Here is a 20,974-nt window from a genome sequence, read left to right as displayed (position 1 = left end):
TATCCACCCCCCTGAACGTCGCATTAGGGGATCACAGACTCCGAGAGGCAGCTACCTGCGAGTAATCGAACGCGGCTGCCTCTGAATACATTCTTGGAGTTTGTTATTGCGGCCAATAGATCACTTACCGACCGGTAACCAATTCATTTACTACCGACGCGATTTCACTGATGGCGAATTGCGTTCCTGCGTATCGAAGTAGACCCGCTTTTGATGACGCATCAACGCAGTGACCGATTCCCGCCAGCACGGCCGAGTGCCCGCCGGTTGACTGAAAGGGCGGAGAGACACCGACTCCGATCTCGCGAAACATCCAGGGAAAGAAGGCACTACGCATGTCCACTCGATTTGCCGACCAGGTCGTTCTCATCACCGGCGCGAGCTCCGGCATGGGCAAGGCTGTCGCGCTCCGGGTCGCGTCCGAAGGCGCCGCCGTGGTGCTCGGCGCTCGCGGCAAAGATCAGGGCGAGCAGGTCGCCGAGCAGATCCGAGCGGCGGGCGGGCGGGCGCTGTTCGTCGCGACAGATGTCACGATCGATGCCGATGTCGAGCGACTCACCCAGGCCGCGCTCACCGAGTACGGCCGCCTCGACGCGGCATTCAACAACGCCGGCGCGGTCAACGCCTTCGGCCCGATCGCCGGGATCACCGACGACGACTGGCGCGCCGACCTGGATCTCAACCTCAACGGCGTCTTCTACGGTCTGCGCCACCAGGTCCCGGCCATCACCGCCGCCGGCGGCGGCGCGATCCTGAACAACGCCTCCAACCTCGGCGTGGTCGGGATGGCGCAGGTGGCGCCGTATGTGGCGGCCAAGCACGCTGTCATCGGGCTGACCAAGTCGGTGGCGCTGGAGACCGCGGCGGTGGGCGTACGGGTCAACGCGCTGGTCTCCGGCGCGGTCGATACGCCGGCGTTCCGCGCGTCGATGGGTGCGACGCCCGAGGGCGAGGCGGCCATCGCGGCACTGCACCCGATGGGCCGGATCTCCCAGCCCGACGAGGTCGCCGCGGTGTGCGCGTTCCTGCTCAGCCGGGAGGCATCGTTCGTCACGGGGGCCGCCATCGCCGCGGACGGCGGCTTCACCGCCCAGTAACGAGCAAGGCCCGCAACGTCTCCCAGTGACGTTGCGGGCCTTGTCCGTTGTGTTCTGCTAGGCACAGCCGCGAAGCGTTCCTCAGCTGCGCACGGCCCGGAGCGAAGGCGGAGGTACGCCTAGCCGCGAGAGAACAGGCTCTTGAACGTGCGTTCGTGCTGCGGCGCGGCGGCACCACCGGCAACAGCCTGCGGACGACGCGAACGTACGAGCCGGTCGAACTCGGACGCATCGCGAGCAGGCGCACGCAGCTTGCCGCCGTTGAAATCATCGGCGAGCTGCTGCACGGTTTCCTGCGCACACGACTTGTTGGTCCCGATGAAACCGGTCGGGCCACGCTTGATCCAGCCGGTCACATACGTGCCGGGGAAGATCTCGCCACCGGGCGCGGTGAGCACCCGGCCCGCCTCGTTCGGAATCACCGCACGGGCGTCGTCGAACGGCAGATCCGCGGTCGGCACCCCTCGGTAGCCGACCGAGGTGAGCACGACGCCTGCCTCGAGCAACGCGGTGTCGCCGGTCGGCGTGGCAACCACGCGACCTTCGGCATCGGCGACGAGTTCGTTGCGCTCCACCCGCACCCCGGTCACCGTGTCGGTGCCGACGATCTCCACCGGCGAGGACAGGTAGCGGAACACGATGCGCTTGCGCGCACCGAAGGGGCGATTCGCGACGCTGTGCAGCAGGCGCAGCTTCTGCTCGACCTTGTACGGCAGGTCGGGCGTGACCGCGGGCAGTTCACCCTCGATCGCGATGTCGATATCGGCGGCCAGCAGACCGACGAACTCGGGCACCGTGAACGCCGACTCGGCCGGACCACGACGGCCGAGGATGACGACCTCTTCGATCTTGCTCTCGCGCAAGGCCTTCAGCGCGTAGGGCGCGATGTCGGTGTCGGCGAGCAGGGCCGGGTCCACGGTCAGGATCCGAGCCACATCGAGGGCGACGTTGCCGTTGCCGACGATGACGACCCGCTTCTGGTCCAGATCGAAGGTGTCGTCGGCGTGGTCGGGATGGCCGTTGTACCAGGCGACGAAGTCGGTGGCCGACACATTGCCCGCCAGACCCTCACCCGGGATGTTCAGCTTGCGATCCGAGGACGCGCCGACGGCGTAGATCACGCCGTGGAAGTGCTCGAGCAGCTCGGCATGGCTGATGTGCTTGCCGATCTCGACATCGAGGTAGGTGCCGAAATCGTCCTGCTTCGACATGATGTCGAACAGATCGGCGACCTTGCGCGTGTGCTTGTGATCGGGCGCGACACCGAGCCGGGCCAGACCGTAGGCCTGCGGCAGCCGGTCGAACATCGTGACCGCGACGCCGGGCTGGGTGAGCAGCTCGTCGGCGGCGTACATCGCCGACGGGCCCGAACCCACGATCGCGACGCGCAGCGGGGAACGCTGCGTGTCGATCGCGGGCGGCATCACCGGTGCGGCCAGCGTCGGCCGGTCGCGTTGGACCCGGTAGAAATCAGCGTTGATCTCAATGAACGGCTTCTGCTCTTCGGTCAGCTTCTTGGAGGAAGTGATCGCGTCGACAGGGCATGCGGTGGCGCAGGCGCCACAGTCCACGCAGGCGGCCGGATCGACGTACAGCATTTCTGCGGTACGGAAATCCGGCTCGTCCGGCGTCGGATGAATGCAGTTGACCGGGCATGCGTAGACGCACGAGGCGTCACTACAGCATGACTGGGTGACAACGTATGGCATCTATCTATCGTCTCAGGCAGCGTGCTTCGCAGAGCGCTTGGGCTCCGAGCGGTACCGGCTGGACGGGCCGTCGATTCCGAGCAGCTTCCACACCTTGCGGGCGACCGGGTTCATCAGACCGATCTCCTCGGCCAGCGCGCGCACGTCGACGTAGTAGTCGGCGAAGGTCCGCTTGGCCTCGGCGGAACCGTAGAACAGGTCCTTGCGGACTTCCTTCGGCATGTCGAACTGCTTGAAGAAGGTCTTCGGCGGGGTCGCGATCGCGCGGCCGAGGATGAACATCACGATCGGCATGGCGATCGAGAGCACAGCCTTGTTGAACGCGGGCTGGGCCGGAACGTTCTTCTTCAGGAACTCGTGGGCGAAGGAGATGTGGCGAGCTTCCTCGGCCACGTGGATCGCCATCACGCCGCGCATGATCGGGTGGATGTCGTCACCCGAGCGCAGGATGTCCTTCTGGATGTGGTCGATCGGCTCTTCGCCGGCGAGCACGGCCATGAAGAACAGGTTCGGCATGAGCGCGCCGACCGGGGCGGCCAGGTGGCGCAGTCGACGCACGGCGGGGTTCATGCCGGGCACGTCGGCGACGCGGTTGACCATCTCCTGGAACATCAGGGTGTGGTTGTGCTCTTCGATCATCTCGTGCGAGCAGTACCGGAACTCCGGGTCGTTGTTCTTCAGGTTGAAGATGTGCTGCATCATGCCGATGATCAGGATGGCCTCGAACTGCAGGCCGACCTTGGCGACGTTGGCCTGGCGGACCTTGCCGATGGCGATCTTCTGATCCTGCGGCAGTGCCTGGTACCAGGGGTGGCGACCGATCGGGTCGGCCGAGGTCACCAGGATCCAGCGCTCGGGCTTGCAGTCGGGATCGAAGTCGGGGGCGTCCCAGTCGATGTCCTCGAACGGGTCGAAGTGGCGATCGACCGATGCCTCGGACAGCATCAGCAACTTCTCGGCGTACGCCTGAGCCTCTGCGACTACAGGATCGACGTCAGGGGTGGTGGGCGCAGACATCGTCGTCACTGCCTCTCCTCTAGGGACGTTTACTGTTTCCAATGGTTACACCTACGACGGGTCACGTCAACTCCGTGAATTGCCGGATTTCGCGTGTCCGGCGCGTCAAAAGTGCAGTTGAGAAAGCTACTGGCCAGTAATAGTGGCTCTACCTGTGACACTGCGTCATGCACAGTTGCCGCGCGGCGGCGGTGAGACACCGAAATTCGTCTCGATTCGAGCGCGTCGCGGCGGTCCGCGAACCGCCGGTACCGGTTAACCTGCGCCGATATCCTCACCCGACGCCGACGCGCTGTCGGGAGCCGACGACAACGGGGCCCGTCGACAATGTGTCGACGGGCCCCGTTCGGTGGAGCGAGATCAGTCCTGCGGCAGGTCCGGGATGCGCGTGGCGCGGGCGTAGACGGTCTCGCCCTCCGCCAGGCGCAGGGCCGCAGCATCACCGCGAGTTACCTGCGCGGCGAACTGGTCGCCGGTGGCGGCGTTGCGCAACTCGAGGCGCACTTCGAAGCCGAGACGCACGATTCGTTCAACCGTGGCCCTGGTGACGCCCGCCGACTCGGCGGTGCCCTCGTGCTCGGCCATCGCCATGGACGGATCGCGGCCCACGCGGATGTCGTGCGGGCGGACCAGGTGACCGTTGAGCCGGGCGACCGCGCCGAGGAACGACATCACGAACTCGTTGGCCGGCCGGTCGTACACCTCCTCGGGCGAACCGACCTGCTCGATGCGGCCCTTGTTCATCACCGCGATCCGGTCGGCGACGTCGAGGGCCTCTTCCTGGTCGTGGGTGACCAGGACGGTGGTCACGTGAACCTCGTCGTGCAGCCTGCGCAGCCACTGGCGTAGATCGGTGCGCACCTTGGCGTCCAGGGCGCCGAACGGCTCGTCCAGCAGCAGCACCTGCGGGTCGACGGCCAGCGCGCGAGCCAGTGCCATGCGCTGTCGCTGACCACCGGAGAGCTGTGCCGGGTAGCGGTGCTGGAAGCCGTCGAGGCCGACGATGCCGAGCAGTTCGTCGACGCGCTTCTCGATTTCCTTCTTCGGCCGCTTACGGATGGTGAGGCCGAAGGCGACGTTGTCGCGCACGGTCATGTGCTTGAACGCGGCGTAGTGCTGGAAGACGAAACCGATATCGCGCTTCTGCGGCGACACGTGGGTCACGTCGTTGCCCGCGATCATCACCACGCCGGAGTCGAGCGATTCCAGCCCGGCGATCGAGCGCAGCAGCGTCGACTTGCCCGACCCGGACGGCCCGAGCAGTGCGGTGAGCTCGCCGGAGGGGATGTCGATGCTGACATCGTCGAGAGCGGCGAAGGAACCGTAGTTCTTGCGCGCGTTGGTCACGGTGATCATTCGGGGCCCCGTTTGCGTTCGAGAAGAGTCATCAGGAGGAGGACGATCAGGGCCATACCCATCAGCAGGGTGGCCGCGCTGTAGGCGCCGAAGGTGTTGTGGTCGTTGATGTAGCGGCCGTGCACCAGCAGGGTCAGTGTCTGTGACTGGCCCGGCAGCGCGGTCGACACCATGATCACCGCGCCGAACTCGCCCAGTGATCGAGCCACGGTGAGCACGACGCCGTAGGTGAGGCCCCAGCGGATCGCGGGCAGCGTGATCCGCCAGAACGTCTGCCAGCGGTTGGCGCCCAGCGTCGCCGCGGCCATCTCCTGGTCCTCGCCGATCTCGTGCAGCACCGGCTCGACCTCGCGCACGACGAACGGCAGCGTGACGAAGATCGTCGCGATCACCATGCCCGGCAAACTGAAGATCACCTTGAAGCCGATGTTCTCGAGTGCGCCGAACCATCCACCCGCGCCCCAGAGCAGGATCAGCGAGACACCGACCACAACCGGCGAGGTCGCGATCGGCAAGTCGACCAGGCCCTGGACCAGATTGCGTCCGGGGAACTTGCTGCGCACCAGGGCGAGCGCGGTGATGACGCCGAAGACCACGTTCAGCGGTACGACGATCGCCACGATGATCATCGACAGCTGGAACGCCGAGATCGCCGCGGGCGTGGTGATCGAGTCGAGGAACGCGCCGATCCCCCGCTCGAAGGTGCGGTACAGAATGATGCCGAGCGGCAGCACCAGCAGCACGAAGAGATAGCCCAGCGCTACGGTCCGCAGCGAGAGTCGAGTGAACACGGAAAGCCTCATTCGGCCGCCTTCTCCCTTCGGGACGCGCGCTCGGCCAGCAGCCGCAGCACGAACAGGGTGGCGAAGGAGATCACCAGCAGCACCACCGAGACCGCGGCGGCGTTCACCGGCCGGTCGACCTCGATCTGCTGCTGGATGTATTGCGAGGTCACCTGCGTCTCACGTGGGATGTTGCCACCGATCAGCACCACCGAGCCGAACTCACCGATCGCCCTGGCGAAGGCGAGCCCGCCGCCCGAGATGATCGCCGGCGTCAGGGTGGGCAGCACGATCCGGCGGAACGTTGTCCAGTTGCTGGCTCCGAGAGAGAGCGCGGCCTGTTCGACTTCCTTGTCGACCTCGATCAGCACCGGCTGCACCGCGCGCACCACGAACGGCAGCGTGACGAAGGCCAGTGCCACCACCAGACCGGGCTGGGTGGCGTTGAGGTGGATGTCGAACGGGCTGTTCGGGCCGTAGAGCGCCAGCAGCACGATCGAGGCGACGATCGTGGGCAGCGCGAACGGCAGGTCGATCAGCGCGTTGACGATGCCCTTGCCGGGGAATTCGTCGCGCACAAGCACCCAGGCGATCAGGGTGCCCATCAAGACGTTGATCACCGCGACGATCACCGAGACGCCGATCGTCACCTTCAGCGAGTCGAGTGCCGAGGGTGCGGTGACCGCGTCCCAGAAGCCGGACCAGCCGTCTTCGAAGGAGCTGACGGTGAGCGCCGCCAGCGGCAGCAGCACGATGACGCTGAGCCACATCACAGCGACGCCGATGCCGAGCGGCCCTACCGAGCCGCTGACGCGCAGCCATGATCGGCGTCGGCCTGCGGGCTTGCGTTTTTCAGGTTTGCCGGAGCCGCCGGGATCGGAAGTTTCTCCGGTCCCGGCGGGCCCACTGCTGTCAGTCACAGTTGTCCAGTATCGCGTGTGAGCCGGGTCACCGACTACTTGGTGGCCTGGTCGTAGATGACGGCGACCTTGCCGGTGCCCTGGGCGAACAGTTCCTTGTCGACGGCCTTCCAGCCGCCGAGGTCGTCGATCGTCCACAGCTTGGCCGGGGTCGGGAAGTCACTGGCGAACTCGGCGGCGACCTTCGGGTCGACCGGGCGGAAGCCGGCCTGCGCCCACGCCTTCTGACCTTCGGGGGTGAAGAGGAAGTCGCGGAACGCGGTGGCCTTGGCCAGGTTCTTGGAGTTCTTCAGCACCGCGACCGGGTTCTCGATCTTGAACGTGGTCGGCGGGTTGATGTGCTCGATCGGGTCGCCGTTGCGCTCGGAGAAGATGGCCTCGTTCTCGTAGCTCAGCAGCACGTCGCCGGTGCCCTGCAGGAAGGTTTCGGTGGCTTCGCGGCCGGACTTGGGCTGCACCTTCACGTGCTCGGGCGAGATGAGCTGCGTCAGGTAGTCCAGGCCCGCCTGCGGGTTCTTGCCGCCGTCGCTCTTGGCGGCGTAGGGGGCGAGCAGGTTCCACTTGGCCGAGCCCGAACTGAACGGGTTCGGGGTGACGACCTCGATACCCGGCTTGAGCAGGTCGTCCCAGTCCTTGATGCCCTTGGGGTTGTCCTTGCGGACGACCAAGGTGACGACCGAGCCGAAGGGGATGCCCTTGGTGGCGTCGGCGTTCCAGCTCTCGTCGACCAGGCCGGCGTCGACCAGGCGGGTGATGTCGGGCTCGACGGAGAAGTTCACGACGTCGGCCTCGGCGCCGTCCTTGACCTTGCGCGACTGGTCGCCCGAGGCGCCGTACGAGGCCTGAACCTGCACGCCCTTGCCCGCGTCGGTCTTGTTGAACTCGGGCACGACCTTGTCGAAGCCCGGCTTCGGGACTGCGTAGGCGTAGAGGTTGAGGGTGCCCCCGCTGCCGTCGGCCACGCCTGCGCCGCCGTCGGTCGAGTCGCTGGCGCCACCGCCGCAGGCGGTCAGCGCGACCGCGGCGACAGCAGTGACGGCGATGGCGGCGGCGCGGCGGCGCGAGCCGATCCAGGTGTTGCGAGACATCGGGATGAACCTTTCGGGAAAGGACCTGCGGCACAACGGCTTTCGTGGCGGCAGGGACTGCTCGTGTCGATCGGTAGACCTGTCGTGTGAGGATGCACGACAGTTGGCGCGACTCGGGCTCGATGGCCCCCGGAGTTACGGACTACGACTGCGAAAGGAAAGCGCGCGCCAGTCTACTGGGCAGAAACGCACAGACGAGCCCGGTGGCCGATCATCGACAGAGGATGTCTGCGACCGCGAGGTTGCCGACAGCGATCAACGCCAACTCATGGCGGATCTGCGGGGCGACACTCGACGACACAAGGCAGACTGTAGCAGATCGGTACATGATGATCGCAATCAACGAGAGTTCCACAACCAGGGGGGATTTCATCCTATGACCATGGCTCCAGACCGGGTCCGCACGCGTTTTCCGGAGATCAGCACACGCGCTTGGGAACACCCGGCTGACCGCACCGCGCTGGTGGCACTGCGCTCGCTCAGCGGGTTCGACACGGTACTCAAGGCGCTGTCGGGATTGCTGCGGGAACGCCAGCACCGGCTGATGTATCTGGCGACCGCCGTGCGGGTCGATGATCGGCAGTTCCGCACCCTGCACCAGCTGCGCGCGGATTGCGTCGGCGTGCTCGACGCCCCATCCACGCCGGAGATGTTCGTGCTGCAGGACCCGTCGGTGAACGCCTTCACCATCGGCATGGACAAGCCGTTCATCGTGCTCACCACCGGCCTGCTCGAACTGATGGACACCGAGGAACTGCGCTTCGTCGTCGGCCACGAACTCGGCCACGCCCTGTCCGGGCACGCGGTGTATCGCACGATGCTCATGCACCTGATGCGCCTGTCGGCCTCGGTCGGCTGGATGCCCGTCGGCGGCTGGGCCCTGCGCGCGATCGTGGCCGCCCTGATGGAATGGAGCCGCAAGTCGGAGCTGTCCGGCGACCGCGCCGGCCTGCTGTGCAGCCAAGACGTAGAGGCCTCGGTGCGCGTCCACATGAAAACCGCCGGCGGCGCGTGGCTGCACGAGATGAACCACGCCGCCTTCCTCGACCAGGCCGACGACTACATGCGCTCAGGCGACCTCCGCGACGGCGTCCTCAAGCTCCTCAACCTGGAACTACAGTCCCATCCCTTCTCGGTCCTACGCGCCGCCGAACTACGCCGCTGGATCCAATCCGGCGACTACGACCGAGTCCTCGCAGGCACCTACCCCCGCCGCGACCAAGACCGCAACGCCAGCATCAGCGAAGAGGTCAAACAAGCCGCCCGCCACTACCGCGAATCCTTCGACCAATCCGAAGACATGCTCGTCCGCACCGTCCGCGACCTGGGCCGCGACGTCGGCTCAGCAGTCAACACAGTCGGCCAAGAATTCGGCCGCACAGTAACCGACCTGGGCAAACGCTTCGAAGACTGGCGCAAGAACTAGCCGCTGCGACGGCGCGGGCTGAAGCTCGCGCCGATCAGCGCGTGAAGAACCAGGCGATGACGACCAGAACGAGCAAGGCGATGAGCGCGAGCTGAACGCGAGAACGTGGCATCAGCGGGCACCACTGCCGACAGTCGGGCGCTCGGCGACAGTCACCGGCACCGGCTCGACACGCTCATCCCGCCCCAGTGCCCGGAACACCGCGCGCAAGCTGCGGTCGAGCAGGAAGGCGATGGCGAAGCTGATCGGCACCATCCCGACCAGCACCACGAGGAACTGCGGAATGAAGGGCAGCCCCGCTACCCAGAGTTCGAACCCATCCCACCAACCTGCGATCTGCTGCACGCCGCCCAGCCTAGTCGGTCGCCGTGAACACCCGATCCACGCGCATCCCCGGCCGGTCGATTCTCCTACCACGACCAGCGGATCCGCCGAGATCGTCGCTCGCAGCGGTGGACGCGGGCCCGAACCACCGTGATCATGGGGTATGGAGTCTTCCAGCGCCGACAGCCTGCCGATTCTGAGTCCGGTCTCCTCGAGCGGTCGTCGCGGCCCGTTTCCGCCGATCGACGACTACGCCTTCCTGTCCGACTGTGAAACCAGCTGCCTGATCGCCAGCAGCGGTTCGGTGGAGTGGATGTGCGTGCCGCGCCCCGACTCCCCCAGCGTGTTCGGCGCGATCCTCGACCGCAGCGCGGGCCACTTCCGGATCGGCCCCTACGGCAAGAACGTGCCCGCGGCGCGGCGGTATCTGCCCGGCGGGATGATCCTGGAAACCACCTGGCAGACCGAAACCGGTTGGCTGATCGTGCGTGACACGCTCGTTCTCGGCCCGTGGCACAACAACATCGCCCGATCCAAGACCCACCGCCGCACCCCGATGGACTGGGACGCCGAACACGTCCTGTTGCGCACGGTGAAGTGCGTGAGCGGCACCGTCGAACTCGAGATGAGCTGTCAGCCCTCGTTCGACTACCACCAGGGCGGGGCCAAGTGGGAGTACACCGGCAAGGTCTACGAGCAGGCGACCGCACGGGCATCGAGTGATCCCGACGCCGGGCCGTCGCTGGTGCTCACCACCGATCTGCGGCTCGGACTGGAGGGCAGGGAGGCGCGGGCGCGCACGAGAATGTCCGAGGGCGATCAGGTGTTCGTCGCGCTCACCTGGTCGGAACTGCCCGCGCCCGCCACCTACGACGAGGCCGCGCAGAAGATGTGGGCCACCACCGAGTGCTGGCGGCAGTGGATCACCCAGGGCGATTTCCCCGACCATCCGTGGCGCAGCTACCTGCAGCGCAGCGCGCTCACCCTCAAGGGCCTCACCTACGCGCCGACGGGCGCGCTGCTCGCCGCTTCCACCACTTCCCTACCGGAAACCCCTGGCGGAGAACGGAACTGGGACTACCGCTATACCTGGGTGCGCGATGCCAGCTTCGCTCTGTGGGGCCTCTACACTCTGGGCCTGGACCGTGAGGCCAACGACTTCTTCGCCTTCCTCGACGACGTCACCACCGGCGAGAACGGCGACGCGGTGCCACTGCAGGTGCTCTACGGGATCGGCGGCGAACGCCAGATCACCGAATACGAGCTGCCGAATCTGTCCGGCTACGACGGCGCGAAACCGGTCCGCATCGGTAACGCCGCCTACGACCAGGACCAGCACGACATCTGGGGCACCATGCTCGACGCGGTGTACCTGCACGTGAAATCGCGCGGTCAGGTCCCGGAATCGCTGTGGCCCTTGCTCGAACGCACCGTGCACGCGGCGATTGCCAACTGGCGCAAGCCCGATCGCGGCATCTGGGAGGTGCGCGGCGAACCGCAGAACTTCACCTCGTCGAAGGTCATGTGCTGGGTGGCCCTCGACCGTGGCGCCCGCCTGGCCGAGTTGCACGGTCAGCACGAACGCGCGGCCGAGTGGTTCGAGATCGCCGAGGAGATCCGGGAAGACGTCCTGGAATTCGGCGTCAGCGAAGCAGGCATCTTCACCCAGACCTACGGCGGCGACACCCTCGATGCCTCCCTGCTGCTGGTGGTGCTGACCCGTTTCCTGCCGCCGGAGGACCCGCGCATCCGGGCCACGGTGCTCGCAATCGCCGACCATCTCACCGTCAACGGCCTCGTGCTGCGCTATCACACCGACACCACCGACGACGGCCTCGAAGGCGAGGAGGGCACCTTCACGATCTGCTCGTTCTGGCTGGTCTCGGCGCTGGTGGAGATCGGCGAACTCGAACGCGCCACCAACCTGTGCGAGCGTCTGCTCGGACTGGCTAGTCCGCTGCGCCTCTACGCCGAGGAGATCGACTCACGCACCGGCCGCCACCTGGGCAACTTCCCGCAGGCCTTCACCCACCTGGCCTTGATCAACGCGGTCACCCACGTGATCAGGGCCGAGGATCAGCGCAACGCGGGCCAGTTCCAGCCCGCGCACACACCGGCCAACCGGGCCTAGCGCTCAATAGGTCAGGCGCTCGGCGCGTTCGCGCAGGCTCGCCACCGTGCGCAGGCCCGCGTCGATCTCGGTGATGCGCAGTTCGCGGTGGTCGCCGTAGCGCAGGCCGGTTTCCTCGGCGGCGCGCAAGGCTTCGTCGGCGGTGCGGCCCACTTCGGCGGCGATCTCGGTGTAGTGGTCGCGCAGCACGCGTTGCAGCGAGCGCAGGCGGTTGCGGGATTCCTTGCCCACCTGGAAGATCACGTCATCGGCCAGCCGGGCGACCGCTACCTTGGCTTCGGCCTGCCTGCGCTGTTTGCGGTTCTTGCGGTCGTCCCAGAGCGCGTTCACACCCAGCAGCACGCCCGCGCCCGCGGAATACCAGTTGACCAGCGACATACCGAGCAGGCTGGTGGCAAGACCGACCATCAGGATGCCGCCGTAGGAACCGCGCAGCGCGGTGAGCAGCTGTTGTCCCACACCGGCTTTGGCGCTTTCGAGGGGTTCGAGCGGCTGGACCGGTTCGAGGACGTCGCCGGGGTTGGTCAGGCGCAGTTCGGGCAGCGGCGGAGTTCGGTTGTCGGGCGGGAACTTCGAGGCCACCTGCTCGGTGAGCTCGACGGCGCGATAGTGCGCCATCACGAAGTTCTCCTCGACCGCCTCGCAGATCCGCGCGTCGAGTTCGGTGGCGAAATCGGCCCACTTGCGAGCCGGATCGGTGCGGGTGATCTCGGCCTCGGCCTCGCGCACCAGGCTGCGTAACCGGTGCCGCAGATCGTGTTCGATATCGGCACTGAGTTCGGAACTGCCGTCGACGAGAGTGACCTGCCAGGTGGCGGTGCGCTGACGCAGCTGATCGGCGGTGGTGCGCGCGGCGGCAAGGCGCTGGGTGATGTCGGCGCGCCGACGCGGATCGCGCAGGGTGTCGGACTCGGCCCGCAGGGTGACGGTGAGCTGATCGGTGATCAGCGCGATATCGCGCACCGCGGCCCCCACGGCCACCGAATCAGCCTGGGCGACAACATATTCACGCAAATGATCGAGCAACTGGGGCACGCCCGACTCGGCGTCGCGCTGCTGGTCACCGCGCTCGGCGGCCTCCCGGTGCAGCAGCCCGGACACGGGCGCCACCGCGAAGTTCAGCCCGGCCCCGTCGAGCAGCGCGCGATTGCGCCGCTGGGTGAGCGACCACTGCGGGTTGCGGTCGATCTTGGTGAGCACGCAGACCACCGACGGGCACACCCGCTCCACCCGGCGCAGGTAATCCAATTGCGCCTCGGTGAGTTCGGCGGCGGAATCGGCAGCGTAGAGGACGACGTCGGCGGCGGCGATCATCGACCACGCCGCGGCCTCGTGGGCGCTCGCGCCAGGGGCGTCCATCACGACGAGACCGTCGGCGAGCAGTCGGCTCGGCTCGGCGAATTCGGCGCGCAGCACCCCGAGCGTGGTCAGCGCCTGCAGCGGGTTCAGCGGGTCGACGGGCACCCGTTCGACCCGGCCGCCCGGCGCCGACTTCACCAGCGTCGCCTTCGGCGCCTGGCCGTATTCGACGATCACCGGGACGCTGGGGCTGCCGTCGGTGGCACTGACGGGCGAGCCGACCATGCTGTTGACCAGCGTGCTCATCCCCGCCTGCGGTTCACCGACGACGACGATCCGCACCCGAGGATCGCTGAGTCTGGCTCGCACCATCCCGAGGCGGGCATCGAGGTCGTTGCGGCCGCCCGAACGGACCAGTTCGCGCAGTTCGTCGACCAGCGCGATCACTGGAGCCATCACATCCGGATGCTTCACCGTCGCGGTCTGCAGTCCGGCTGCGGCAGACAACTGTTCCTCACTCTCGTTGCATCAACACGGCCGACCCGTTGTTCCAGTCGTGTTCAGACCACGAAGTCATACCCATGGTGTTCGACGGGAAACGCGCCGGTGAGCAGATCGCCACCGCCGAGACCCGAATCGAACAAACCAGCCGAAACGCCATGGTAGCCGCCATGGTGCTGGTCGAACTCGGCCGCGATCGGCTTCGTCTCGATGACGGGGGGTTTCACCGGCGCGACGGTGGGCGGCGGGGTGGGGACCGTCGGCGGATCGATGTCGACCGTCGGCTGCTTGGTCGGCGGATCGATGGTCGGCTGCTTGGTCGGCGCGGTCGGCTGCTGACTGACTGTCGGCGCGGTCGTACCGGGCGCGGTCGGGCTCGGCACATCGACGGTCGGGGTGCCCGCGCCGGTCGAGGGTGTCGTCGCGCCGCCGGTGCCCGGCTTGGTGGTGATGTCGTCGTCGGGGGTGGTCGGCGTGCCCGGGTTGGTCGGCGCGACCGTGGTCGGCACCTTGGTGATGTCGGGCGAGGTCGGGGCCGTGACCGTGGGCACCTTGACGGTGGTCGGGGTGTCGATGTCGACGGTCGGGGACTTGGACGGGACGGTCACCGGCGCGGTTGTCGGGGTGTGGCCACCGCCGGTGACCTCGGGCAGCACAACGGGTTTCGTCGGCGTGGGCGGGGTGAACAGCGCGGGCACCGAGGCGGCGGGCGCCGTCAGCGGCGACACGGCGTGCTGGCCGAACACATTCGCGATCGGGGTGGAGGCGGCGTCGGGCTGGATGGTGGTCTGCAGCGGGGTGCTGACCACGGGGTTCACCGCGACCGGCGCGGGGGTTGCCGGGGCGATCGGCGCGGGAACGGGGGTGATCGGGGCCGGGGCGGGTGCGGGCCCCGGGGCGAACGGCGTCGCGGCGACGGGCGCAGGCGCCGCGGGTGCCGAGGCGGTGGGGGCCGGCGTACCCGGCAGACCGACGCCCGACGGGGACGATCCGGGCACGCCGGGAGCACCTGTCGACGAGTTACCGAGACCGGTGCTGCCGGGGGCTGTCCCGGTCGGAGCCGTGCCCGCCGGGTCGCCCGGAATCATGCCGCCGGCGAGCCACTCGCTGTAGTCGTCGAGCTGATCGCCGACCTCGCCGACCTGCACGTCGACCTTCATCTGCGAGGTGGCCCACACACCGTCGAGCCCCACGTGCACGTCGACCTGCCAGTCGGTGGTCACCATCGCGCCGGCACCGTCGAAACCGTCGAACATGCCACCGACACCGTCGAATACCCCGTCGAGGCCCGGGTAGGAACCACCGGCGCCCGGCAATCCGACGCTGTCGTAGCCGGGAACGCCGATGCCGTGCCCGGGCAGACCGTCGTAACCCGGTATGCCGATGCCACCGCCCGGCATACCGTCGAAACCGGGCAGGTTGCCGCCGGTGCCCGGCAGGTCGAAACCGGGCAGGTCACCGCCGATGCCAGGGATGTCGAAGCCGGGGCGGTCACCGTGGCCGGGCAGGCCCTCGAAACCGGGCAGGTCGAAGCCGGGGTCGGGCGTGGCGCCCGGCAGCGGGTGGGGGATGTCGTTGTAACCCGGTGCGGTCGGGATGTGCCCGTAGCCGGGAACGTCGACGTCACCCGAGGTGTCGTCGCGACCGGGGATCCGGATATCCCGTTCACCGTCGGAGCCGGGAACCGCTGGGCGCCAGGCGGATTCGCCGGACTGGGCAACCAGCCGGACGTCGGGCGGCGGCACCGCGGCGAACGGCGTGTTCGGCTCGCCCGGAGCGGGTTCGGCGGCCAGATCGGGGAAGGTCACGATCGGGTTGGGTGCGTCCGGGCTCGGATCGGTGGGGACGGTCTGCTGCGACCAGCCGGCATAGCGACTGTCGGCGTTGCTGGTGCCCTCTTCGCGCGCGGTCCCGTTGGCCGCGACCAGCGCGCCACCGGTGACGTAGGCGCCTGCCCGCGCCACCCGGGCTACGCCGTTGGCGACCCGGTAGGCGATGTCGGAACCCTGCGGGTCCTCTGTTGCGCGCGAGGCACCGTCATCGAAAGGCAGATCACGCGTCATCAAAGCTCCAACACTCGCATCGCTGTGGTCCTCCACCACATCCAGCGGCGAAGTCCAGGCTCATCCAACACTATTTTCCGAACACCGACCTGTCATTTCGTGCAGGGCGGTTGGTACTCACCTTATGGCGAACAACATCTTTCGGCGAGCCCGGGGAACCGGGGGCTCCACAGTTCGAAGAAAACTCTAACGATTGCTCAACAGAGCGTGAAGATCGGCGCCATAGCGTCGGGCACACCGACCGAAGAGGTCGGCCCCCGCACCAGTAAGGAGCCGCTCATGATCGCTCTTCACCGCACCAAGGCCGCCGCACTGCTCGGTGGCGCCGCCGTGCTCACCGCCACGGTCACCGGCGTCGCCACCGCCGACCCCGGCACCCCGCCCGACGACGGCCGGGCGACCACGGTCATCTGCACCGCACCGGGTGGCGCCGACGTGCCGGGACAGCCTCCGCTGGCCGCCGAGCCCGGCGTGCACTTCGAGCACGCCGTTCCCGCGCAACCGGGCCGGGAGCCCCGTCGGATCCATATCGAACGCACGGCGCCGGGGCAGCCCGCACCGCCGCTGGACGGCCCGGTGGAATGCCGCCGGATCAACCCCGACGGTGAGAACGTCCTGGTTCCCGCGCCCGGTGGTTTCGGCGAGGTCGTCCCGGCACCGGACACCGCCTCCGCCGACACTGTGCCCGCACGACCGTTCTGACCAGCTAAAACTATGGAAAACACTAGGGTGAGTGCATGACGGGACAGCAGATCTTGGTCGTCGACGACGAGGTCCGCGTGCTCGCGTCGCTGCGGCGCGGCCTCGAGCTCTCCGGCTTCGAGGTGATCACCGCACCCGACGGCGCCAAAGCACTCACCCTGGTGGGGTCGGCCGCTCCCGACGCCATGGTGCTGGATGTGAACATGCCCGAACTCGACGGCGTCGGCGTGGTCACCGCACTGCGCGCGATGGGCAACGACATCCCCATCTGCGTGCTCAGCGCGCGCAGTGCCGTCACCGACCGGATCGCCGCGCTCGAACGTGGCGCCGACGACTATCTGACCAAGCCGTTCGATCTGGGCGAGCTGGTCGCGCGGCTGCACGCGCTGTTGCGGCGCAGACCGGTCACGGCGACTTCTTCGAACGACACGATCCAGGTCGGCGAGGTGGTGATCGATCTGGCCGGGCATCGGGTGCACGCGGGGTCGTCACCGGTCGATCTCACCAAACGCGAGTTCGAGCTGCTGGCGATGCTGGCGCGCAATGCGGGGATCGTGCTCGGGCGCGAGCAGATCCTGTCGACCGTGTGGGGTTACGACTTCAGTACCGACACCAATGTGGTGGACGTGTTCGTCTCGTATCTGCGGCGCAAGCTGGAGGCCGACGGCGTCGCGCGGGTGGTGCACACCGTGCGCGGGGTCGGGTTCGTGCTGCGGGATCAGCCGTGAAGGCGTCGCGGTCGTTGCGTTTCCGGGTGGCGCTGGTGTCGGCCGTGGTGGCCGCGCTGGTGGCTGTCACGTTGGGCCTCACCTATGGGGCGCTGCTGAAAGTGACGGGTACCAGCCAGCTCGATCAGACCGTGTCCAGCATGCGGGTACAGGTCGCGCAGCGGTTCGACGGTGATCCCGCGAATCCACCGTTCGGACCAGCCGCACCCGAGCCCCCGGTCTCGGCACCGGTGCCCCGCGAGCACACGATCGTGTCCCCCGGCACCCCGCCGGACGAGGCACTAGCGCAGGTCCAGGGCGCGCCGGGGCTGGTGGTCCGGCTCGACCCCGATCGTGAACTCGTCGACGCCGCCATCACCCGCAGTCAGCTGATCGGGCTCGGTATCGGCGTGGCCGGGGTGATTCTCGCCGCCGGATTGGGTTGGCTGCTGGCTGGTTTCGCCGCCCGACCGCTACGCCGACTCGCCAACGCGACCCATGAAATCGACACCCTCGACGAGTTGCCGCCGCTGTCGGGACGCGGCGCACGCGAAGCGGAGGAACTCTCCGACGCGATCAACCGGATGCTGGCCCGCCTCGAGACCGCGCACGGCGAGACCCATCAGGCCCTGGCCAGTGCCCGCGATTTCGCCGCTGTCTGCGCCCACGAACTGCGCACCCCGCTCACCGCCATGCGCACCGATCTGCAGGTGCTCGCGGGCACCGAATTGCCCGACGACCAGCGCGGCGCCGTCCTCGCCGATGTCCTGGCCGCCGAGAGCCAGATCGAGCGGACCCTCACCGATCTCGAACGCCTCGCCGTCGGCGAACTCACCGATCAGGACGCGTTCGAACCGTTCGAACTGTGCGAAACCCTCGATCGCGCGGTGCAGAACGCCCGTCGCGCCAACCCCGGCGTCGACATCACGCTCACCGCTTGCGATCCGGTTCCGGTGCACGGCTTGCCCGGCGGGATCATGCTGATCGTGACCAATGCCGTCGCCAACGCGGTCCTGCACGGGAAGGCCACCGAGGTCACTGTCGCCACGCGGACCACCGGCAACGGCGTCGAGATCACCGTCGACGACAACGGCACCGGCATCCCGGAAGCCCTGTCCCCCACCGCTTTCGACCGTTTCGCCAAACGTCCCGGCTCCCCCGGCTCCGGCCTGGGCCTCGCGCTGGTTCGCCAGCAGGCCGAATTGCATTCCGGCACCGCCGAACTCGACCACAGCCCGCTCGGTGGTGTCCGCCTGCGGGTGGAAATAGCTCAGGCGCCGGTAGTGGCCGGCGCCTGAGCTATTTCGACTTACTTCTTGGGCTTGTCCGAATCCGAGGACAGCGCCGCCACGAAGGCTTCCTGAGGGACCTCCACGCGACCGATGGTCTTCATGCGCTTCTTGCCCTCCTTCTGCTTCTCGAGGAGCTTGCGCTTACGGCTGATATCGCCGCCGTAGCACTTGGCGAGAACGTCCTTGCGGATCGCCCGAATGTTCTCGCGGGCAATGATCTTCGCGCCGATCGCGGCCTGGATGGGCACCTCGAACTGCTGGCGCGGGATCAGTTCGCGCAGCTTGGTGGTCATCTTGTGGCCGTAGGCCTGCGCGGCGTCCTTGTGCACGATCGCACTGAACGCGTCGACCGCCTCGCCCTGCAGCAGGATGTCGACCTTCACCAGATCGGCTTCCTGCTCGCCTGCCTCTTCGTAGTCGAGGCTGGCGTAACCACGCGTGCGCGACTTGAGCAGGTCGAAGAAGTCGAAGATGATCTCGGCCATCGGCATGGTGTAGCGCAGCTCGACGCGGGTCTCGGACAGGTAGTCCATGCCGCCCAGCTCGCCGCGCCGCTGCTGACACAGCTCCATGATCGAGCCGATGAACTCGCTCGGCGAGATGACGGTGCACTTCACGATGGGCTCGTAAATGTGGCGCACCTTGCCCTCGGGCCAGTACGACGGGTTGGTGACGACGTGTTCGGTGCCGTCCTCCATCTCCACCCGGTACACCACGTTGGGCGCGGTGGAGATGAGCTCGAGGTCGAACTCGCGCTGCAACCGTTCGCGGGTGATCTCCATGTGCAGCAGACCGAGGAAGCCGCAGCGGAACCCGAAACCGAGCGCCACCGAGGTCTCCGGCTCGTAGGTGAGCGCGGCATCGTTGAGCTGCAGTTTGTCGAGCGCGTCGCGCAGGTCCGGGTAGTCCGAACCGTCGACCGGGTACAGACCCGAGTAGACCATCGGGCGCGGTTCGCGGTAGCCGGTCAGGGCTTCGGCGGCGCCGTTGCGCGCGCTGGTGACGGTATCGCCGACCTTCGACTGGCGAACGTCCTTCACACCGGTGATCAAGTAGCCGACCTCGCCGACGCCCAGACCCTGGGTGGGCTTGGGTTCGGGTGAGACGATGCCGACCTCGAGGAGCTCGTGGGTGGCACCGGTGGACATCATCTTGATCTTCTCGCGCGGGGAGATCTTGCCGTCGACCACGCGGATGTAGGTGACCACGCCGCGGTAGGTGTCGTAGACCGAGTCGAAGATCATCGCGCGGGCGGGCGCGTCGGCATCACCGACCGGCGGGGGGACGGCCTCGATCACCTTGTCGAGCAGTTCTTGCACGCCGACGCCGGTCTTGCCCGAGACCCGCAGCACGTCGTCCGGTTCGCAGCCGACGATGTGGGCGATCTCGGCCGCGTAGCGGTCGGGATCGGCGGCGGGCAGGTCGATCTTGTTCAGCACGGGAATGATCGTGAGATCCTTCTCCAGCGCCAGATACAGGTTGGCAAGGGTCTGCGCCTCGATGCCCTGTGCGGCGTCGACCAGCAGGATCGCGCCCTCACAGGCCTCGAGCGCGCGGGAGACCTCGTAGGTGAAGTCGACGTGGCCCGGGGTATCGATCATGTGCAGGACGTACTCGGTGCCGTCGACCTGCCACGGCAACCGCACGTTCTGCGCCTTGATCGTGATGCCACGCTCACGCTCGATATCCATCCGGTCCAGGTACTGGGCGCGCATCGCACGCGCCTCGACCACACCGGTCAGCTGCAACATCCGATCGGCCAGGGTCGACTTGCCGTGGTCGATGTGGGCGATGATGCAGAAGTTCCGGATCCGGGACGGATCGGTGAACGTCGTATCGACAAAACTGGAAGCCACTCCACTCCTCGCGGGGTATAGGCGAACTGGCCCCATCGTCCCATGCACGGGACCCCGCCCTCGCCACCGGTGCGCCCGAGGCTCGATTTCGCCGAACCCGTACCGACGTCACGGCTGCGCTCCACAGGTGAGTCGGCGTTATATTTCACTTCATGGCCAGCAGTTGGAACAGTCTCGGCAAGCAGCTCGGCGTCATCGCCAAGGAGCAGGGGCCCAAAATCGTGCGCAAGCAGGGGCCACGACTGCTCGAGAAGCTGGTGGACGCACTGGCGAACAAGCCCGGACCCGCCGTCGCGGTACGCCCGACGGCCTCGACCCCCGTGCCGACCGCCCATCGCGCCCGCCAGATCGTCTACTGCCCGCAATTGGACGGGCGGGCAGATCCCGGCGAGATCGTGTGGACCTGGGTGCCCTTCGAAGAGGACCCGACCAACGGCAAGGACCGGCCGGTGCTGGTGGTCGGACGCGACCGCAAGACGCTGCTCGGGCTGATGCTGTCGTCGAAGACCGATCGCGCGCACGACCGCAACTGGGTCGGGATCGGCACCGGACCGTGGGATCACGACGGCAGGCCGAGCTGGGTTCGCCTCGATCGGGTCATCGACGTCCCGGAGGACGGCATCCGGCGCGAAGGCGCGATCGTCGAGCGCAAGACCTTCGACCTGGTCGCGCACCGGTTGGTCGCCGAATACAGCTGGAGCTGA

18 protein-coding genes are annotated in these 20,974 nt (G+C 67.4%); 7 read left to right on the top strand and 11 right to left on the bottom strand.

What is annotated here, in order from left to right; translation table 11 throughout:
• Positions 1-335 precede the first annotated feature (335 nt).
• On the top strand, positions 336-1,097 hold the full coding sequence (locus ACFW6D_RS14900; RefSeq protein WP_379328380.1) for a glucose 1-dehydrogenase: 762 nt from the start codon (positions 336-338) through the stop codon (positions 1,095-1,097).
• 119 nt (positions 1,098-1,216) lie between these two features.
• On the opposite strand, the gene ACFW6D_RS14895 is transcribed toward ACFW6D_RS14900, so the two are convergent.
• From ACFW6D_RS14895 to ACFW6D_RS14865, 7 genes are all read right to left on the bottom strand, one after another.
• Positions 1,217-2,806, bottom strand: coding sequence for an FAD-dependent oxidoreductase (locus ACFW6D_RS14895; RefSeq protein ID WP_379328378.1), 1,590 nt, complete (start codon positions 2,804-2,806; stop codon positions 1,217-1,219).
• Positions 2,807-2,818: 12 nt separating this feature from the next.
• Positions 2,819-3,823, bottom strand: coding sequence for a diiron oxygenase (locus ACFW6D_RS14890; RefSeq protein WP_379328497.1), 1,005 nt, complete (start codon positions 3,821-3,823; stop codon positions 2,819-2,821).
• Positions 3,824-4,183: 360 nt separating this feature from the next.
• Positions 4,184-5,179 carry a sulfate/molybdate ABC transporter ATP-binding protein gene (locus tag ACFW6D_RS14885; protein WP_379328376.1) on the bottom strand — a complete coding sequence of 332 codons (996 nt, stop codon included), beginning with the start codon at positions 5,177-5,179 and terminating at the stop codon, positions 4,184-4,186.
• A complete protein-coding gene (gene cysW / locus ACFW6D_RS14880; RefSeq protein ID WP_379328374.1) occupies positions 5,176-5,982 on the bottom strand; it encodes a sulfate ABC transporter permease subunit CysW in 807 nt (268 codons plus the stop codon). The genes ACFW6D_RS14885 and cysW overlap by 4 nt, the downstream gene beginning before the upstream one ends.
• Positions 5,979-6,881, bottom strand: a complete 903-nt coding sequence (gene cysT / locus ACFW6D_RS14875) for a sulfate ABC transporter permease subunit CysT (protein WP_379328372.1) — start codon at positions 6,879-6,881, stop codon at positions 5,979-5,981. Before cysT ends, cysW begins: the two co-directional genes overlap by 4 nt.
• A 35-nt stretch (positions 6,882-6,916) precedes the next feature.
• Positions 6,917-7,969 (bottom strand): sulfate ABC transporter substrate-binding protein, encoded by a 1,053-nt coding sequence (locus tag ACFW6D_RS14870; RefSeq protein WP_379328370.1) that lies wholly within the window; start codon positions 7,967-7,969, stop codon positions 6,917-6,919.
• A gap of 211 nt (positions 7,970-8,180) precedes the next feature.
• Positions 8,181-8,270, bottom strand: coding sequence for an Ms4533A family Cys-rich leader peptide (locus tag ACFW6D_RS14865; RefSeq protein ID WP_019045829.1), 90 nt, complete (start codon positions 8,268-8,270; stop codon positions 8,181-8,183).
• Between the two features lie 75 nt (positions 8,271-8,345).
• Here ACFW6D_RS14865 and ACFW6D_RS14860 point away from each other — a divergent pair, with 75 nt between their 5' ends.
• The gene (locus tag ACFW6D_RS14860) at positions 8,346-9,395 is read left to right on the top strand and encodes a M48 family metallopeptidase (protein ID WP_379328368.1); all 1,050 of its coding nucleotides are present in this window, start codon (positions 8,346-8,348) and stop codon (positions 9,393-9,395) included.
• Positions 9,396-9,506: 111 nt separating this feature from the next.
• Here the strand turns inward: ACFW6D_RS14860 and ACFW6D_RS14855 are convergent, their stop codons facing one another.
• Positions 9,507-9,740 (bottom strand): hypothetical protein, encoded by a 234-nt coding sequence (locus ACFW6D_RS14855; protein WP_379328366.1) that lies wholly within the window; start codon positions 9,738-9,740, stop codon positions 9,507-9,509.
• Positions 9,741-9,882: 142 nt separating this feature from the next.
• On the opposite strand from ACFW6D_RS14855, the gene ACFW6D_RS14850 reads away from it, so the two are divergent.
• Positions 9,883-11,850, top strand: a complete 1,968-nt coding sequence (locus ACFW6D_RS14850) for a glycoside hydrolase family 15 protein (protein ID WP_379328364.1) — start codon at positions 9,883-9,885, stop codon at positions 11,848-11,850.
• A 3-nt stretch (positions 11,851-11,853) separates the two neighbouring features.
• Here ACFW6D_RS14850 and ACFW6D_RS14845 read toward each other — a convergent pair whose 3' ends face one another.
• Positions 11,854-13,656 (bottom strand): hypothetical protein, encoded by a 1,803-nt coding sequence (locus ACFW6D_RS14845; protein ID WP_379328363.1) that lies wholly within the window; start codon positions 13,654-13,656, stop codon positions 11,854-11,856.
• Positions 13,657-13,709: 53 nt separating this feature from the next.
• Positions 13,710-15,713 (bottom strand): hypothetical protein, encoded by a 2,004-nt coding sequence (locus ACFW6D_RS14840; RefSeq protein WP_379328361.1) that lies wholly within the window; start codon positions 15,711-15,713, stop codon positions 13,710-13,712.
• Positions 15,714-15,992: 279 nt separating this feature from the next.
• Between ACFW6D_RS14840 and ACFW6D_RS14835 the strand changes: the two genes are divergently transcribed.
• The 3 genes from ACFW6D_RS14835 to ACFW6D_RS14825 are packed head-to-tail and all read left to right on the top strand — an operon-like array spanning position 15,993 to position 18,420.
• Positions 15,993-16,415 carry a hypothetical protein gene (locus ACFW6D_RS14835; protein ID WP_379328359.1) on the top strand — a complete coding sequence of 141 codons (423 nt, stop codon included), beginning with the start codon at positions 15,993-15,995 and terminating at the stop codon, positions 16,413-16,415.
• 35 nt (positions 16,416-16,450) lie between these two features.
• Positions 16,451-17,143 (top strand): response regulator transcription factor, encoded by a 693-nt coding sequence (locus ACFW6D_RS14830; RefSeq protein WP_379328357.1) that lies wholly within the window; start codon positions 16,451-16,453, stop codon positions 17,141-17,143.
• Complete coding sequence (locus tag ACFW6D_RS14825) at positions 17,140-18,420, top strand: sensor histidine kinase (protein WP_379328355.1); 1,281 nt, start codon at positions 17,140-17,142, stop codon at positions 18,418-18,420. Before ACFW6D_RS14830 ends, ACFW6D_RS14825 begins: the two co-directional genes overlap by 4 nt.
• An 11-nt stretch (positions 18,421-18,431) precedes the next feature.
• On the opposite strand, the gene lepA is transcribed toward ACFW6D_RS14825, so the two are convergent.
• A complete protein-coding gene (lepA, locus tag ACFW6D_RS14820; RefSeq protein WP_379328353.1) occupies positions 18,432-20,306 on the bottom strand; it encodes a translation elongation factor 4 in 1,875 nt (624 codons plus the stop codon).
• 116 nt (positions 20,307-20,422) lie between these two features.
• Between lepA and ACFW6D_RS14815 the strand changes: the two genes are divergently transcribed.
• Positions 20,423-20,974 carry a type II toxin-antitoxin system PemK/MazF family toxin gene (locus ACFW6D_RS14815; protein WP_379237494.1) on the top strand — a complete coding sequence of 184 codons (552 nt, stop codon included), beginning with the start codon at positions 20,423-20,425 and terminating at the stop codon, positions 20,972-20,974.

This window comes from Nocardia sp. NPDC058705, from assembly GCF_042749305.1.
Classification (GTDB): domain Bacteria; phylum Actinomycetota; class Actinomycetes; order Mycobacteriales; family Mycobacteriaceae; genus Nocardia.
This window is presented reverse-complemented; position numbering and strand designations above follow the sequence as displayed.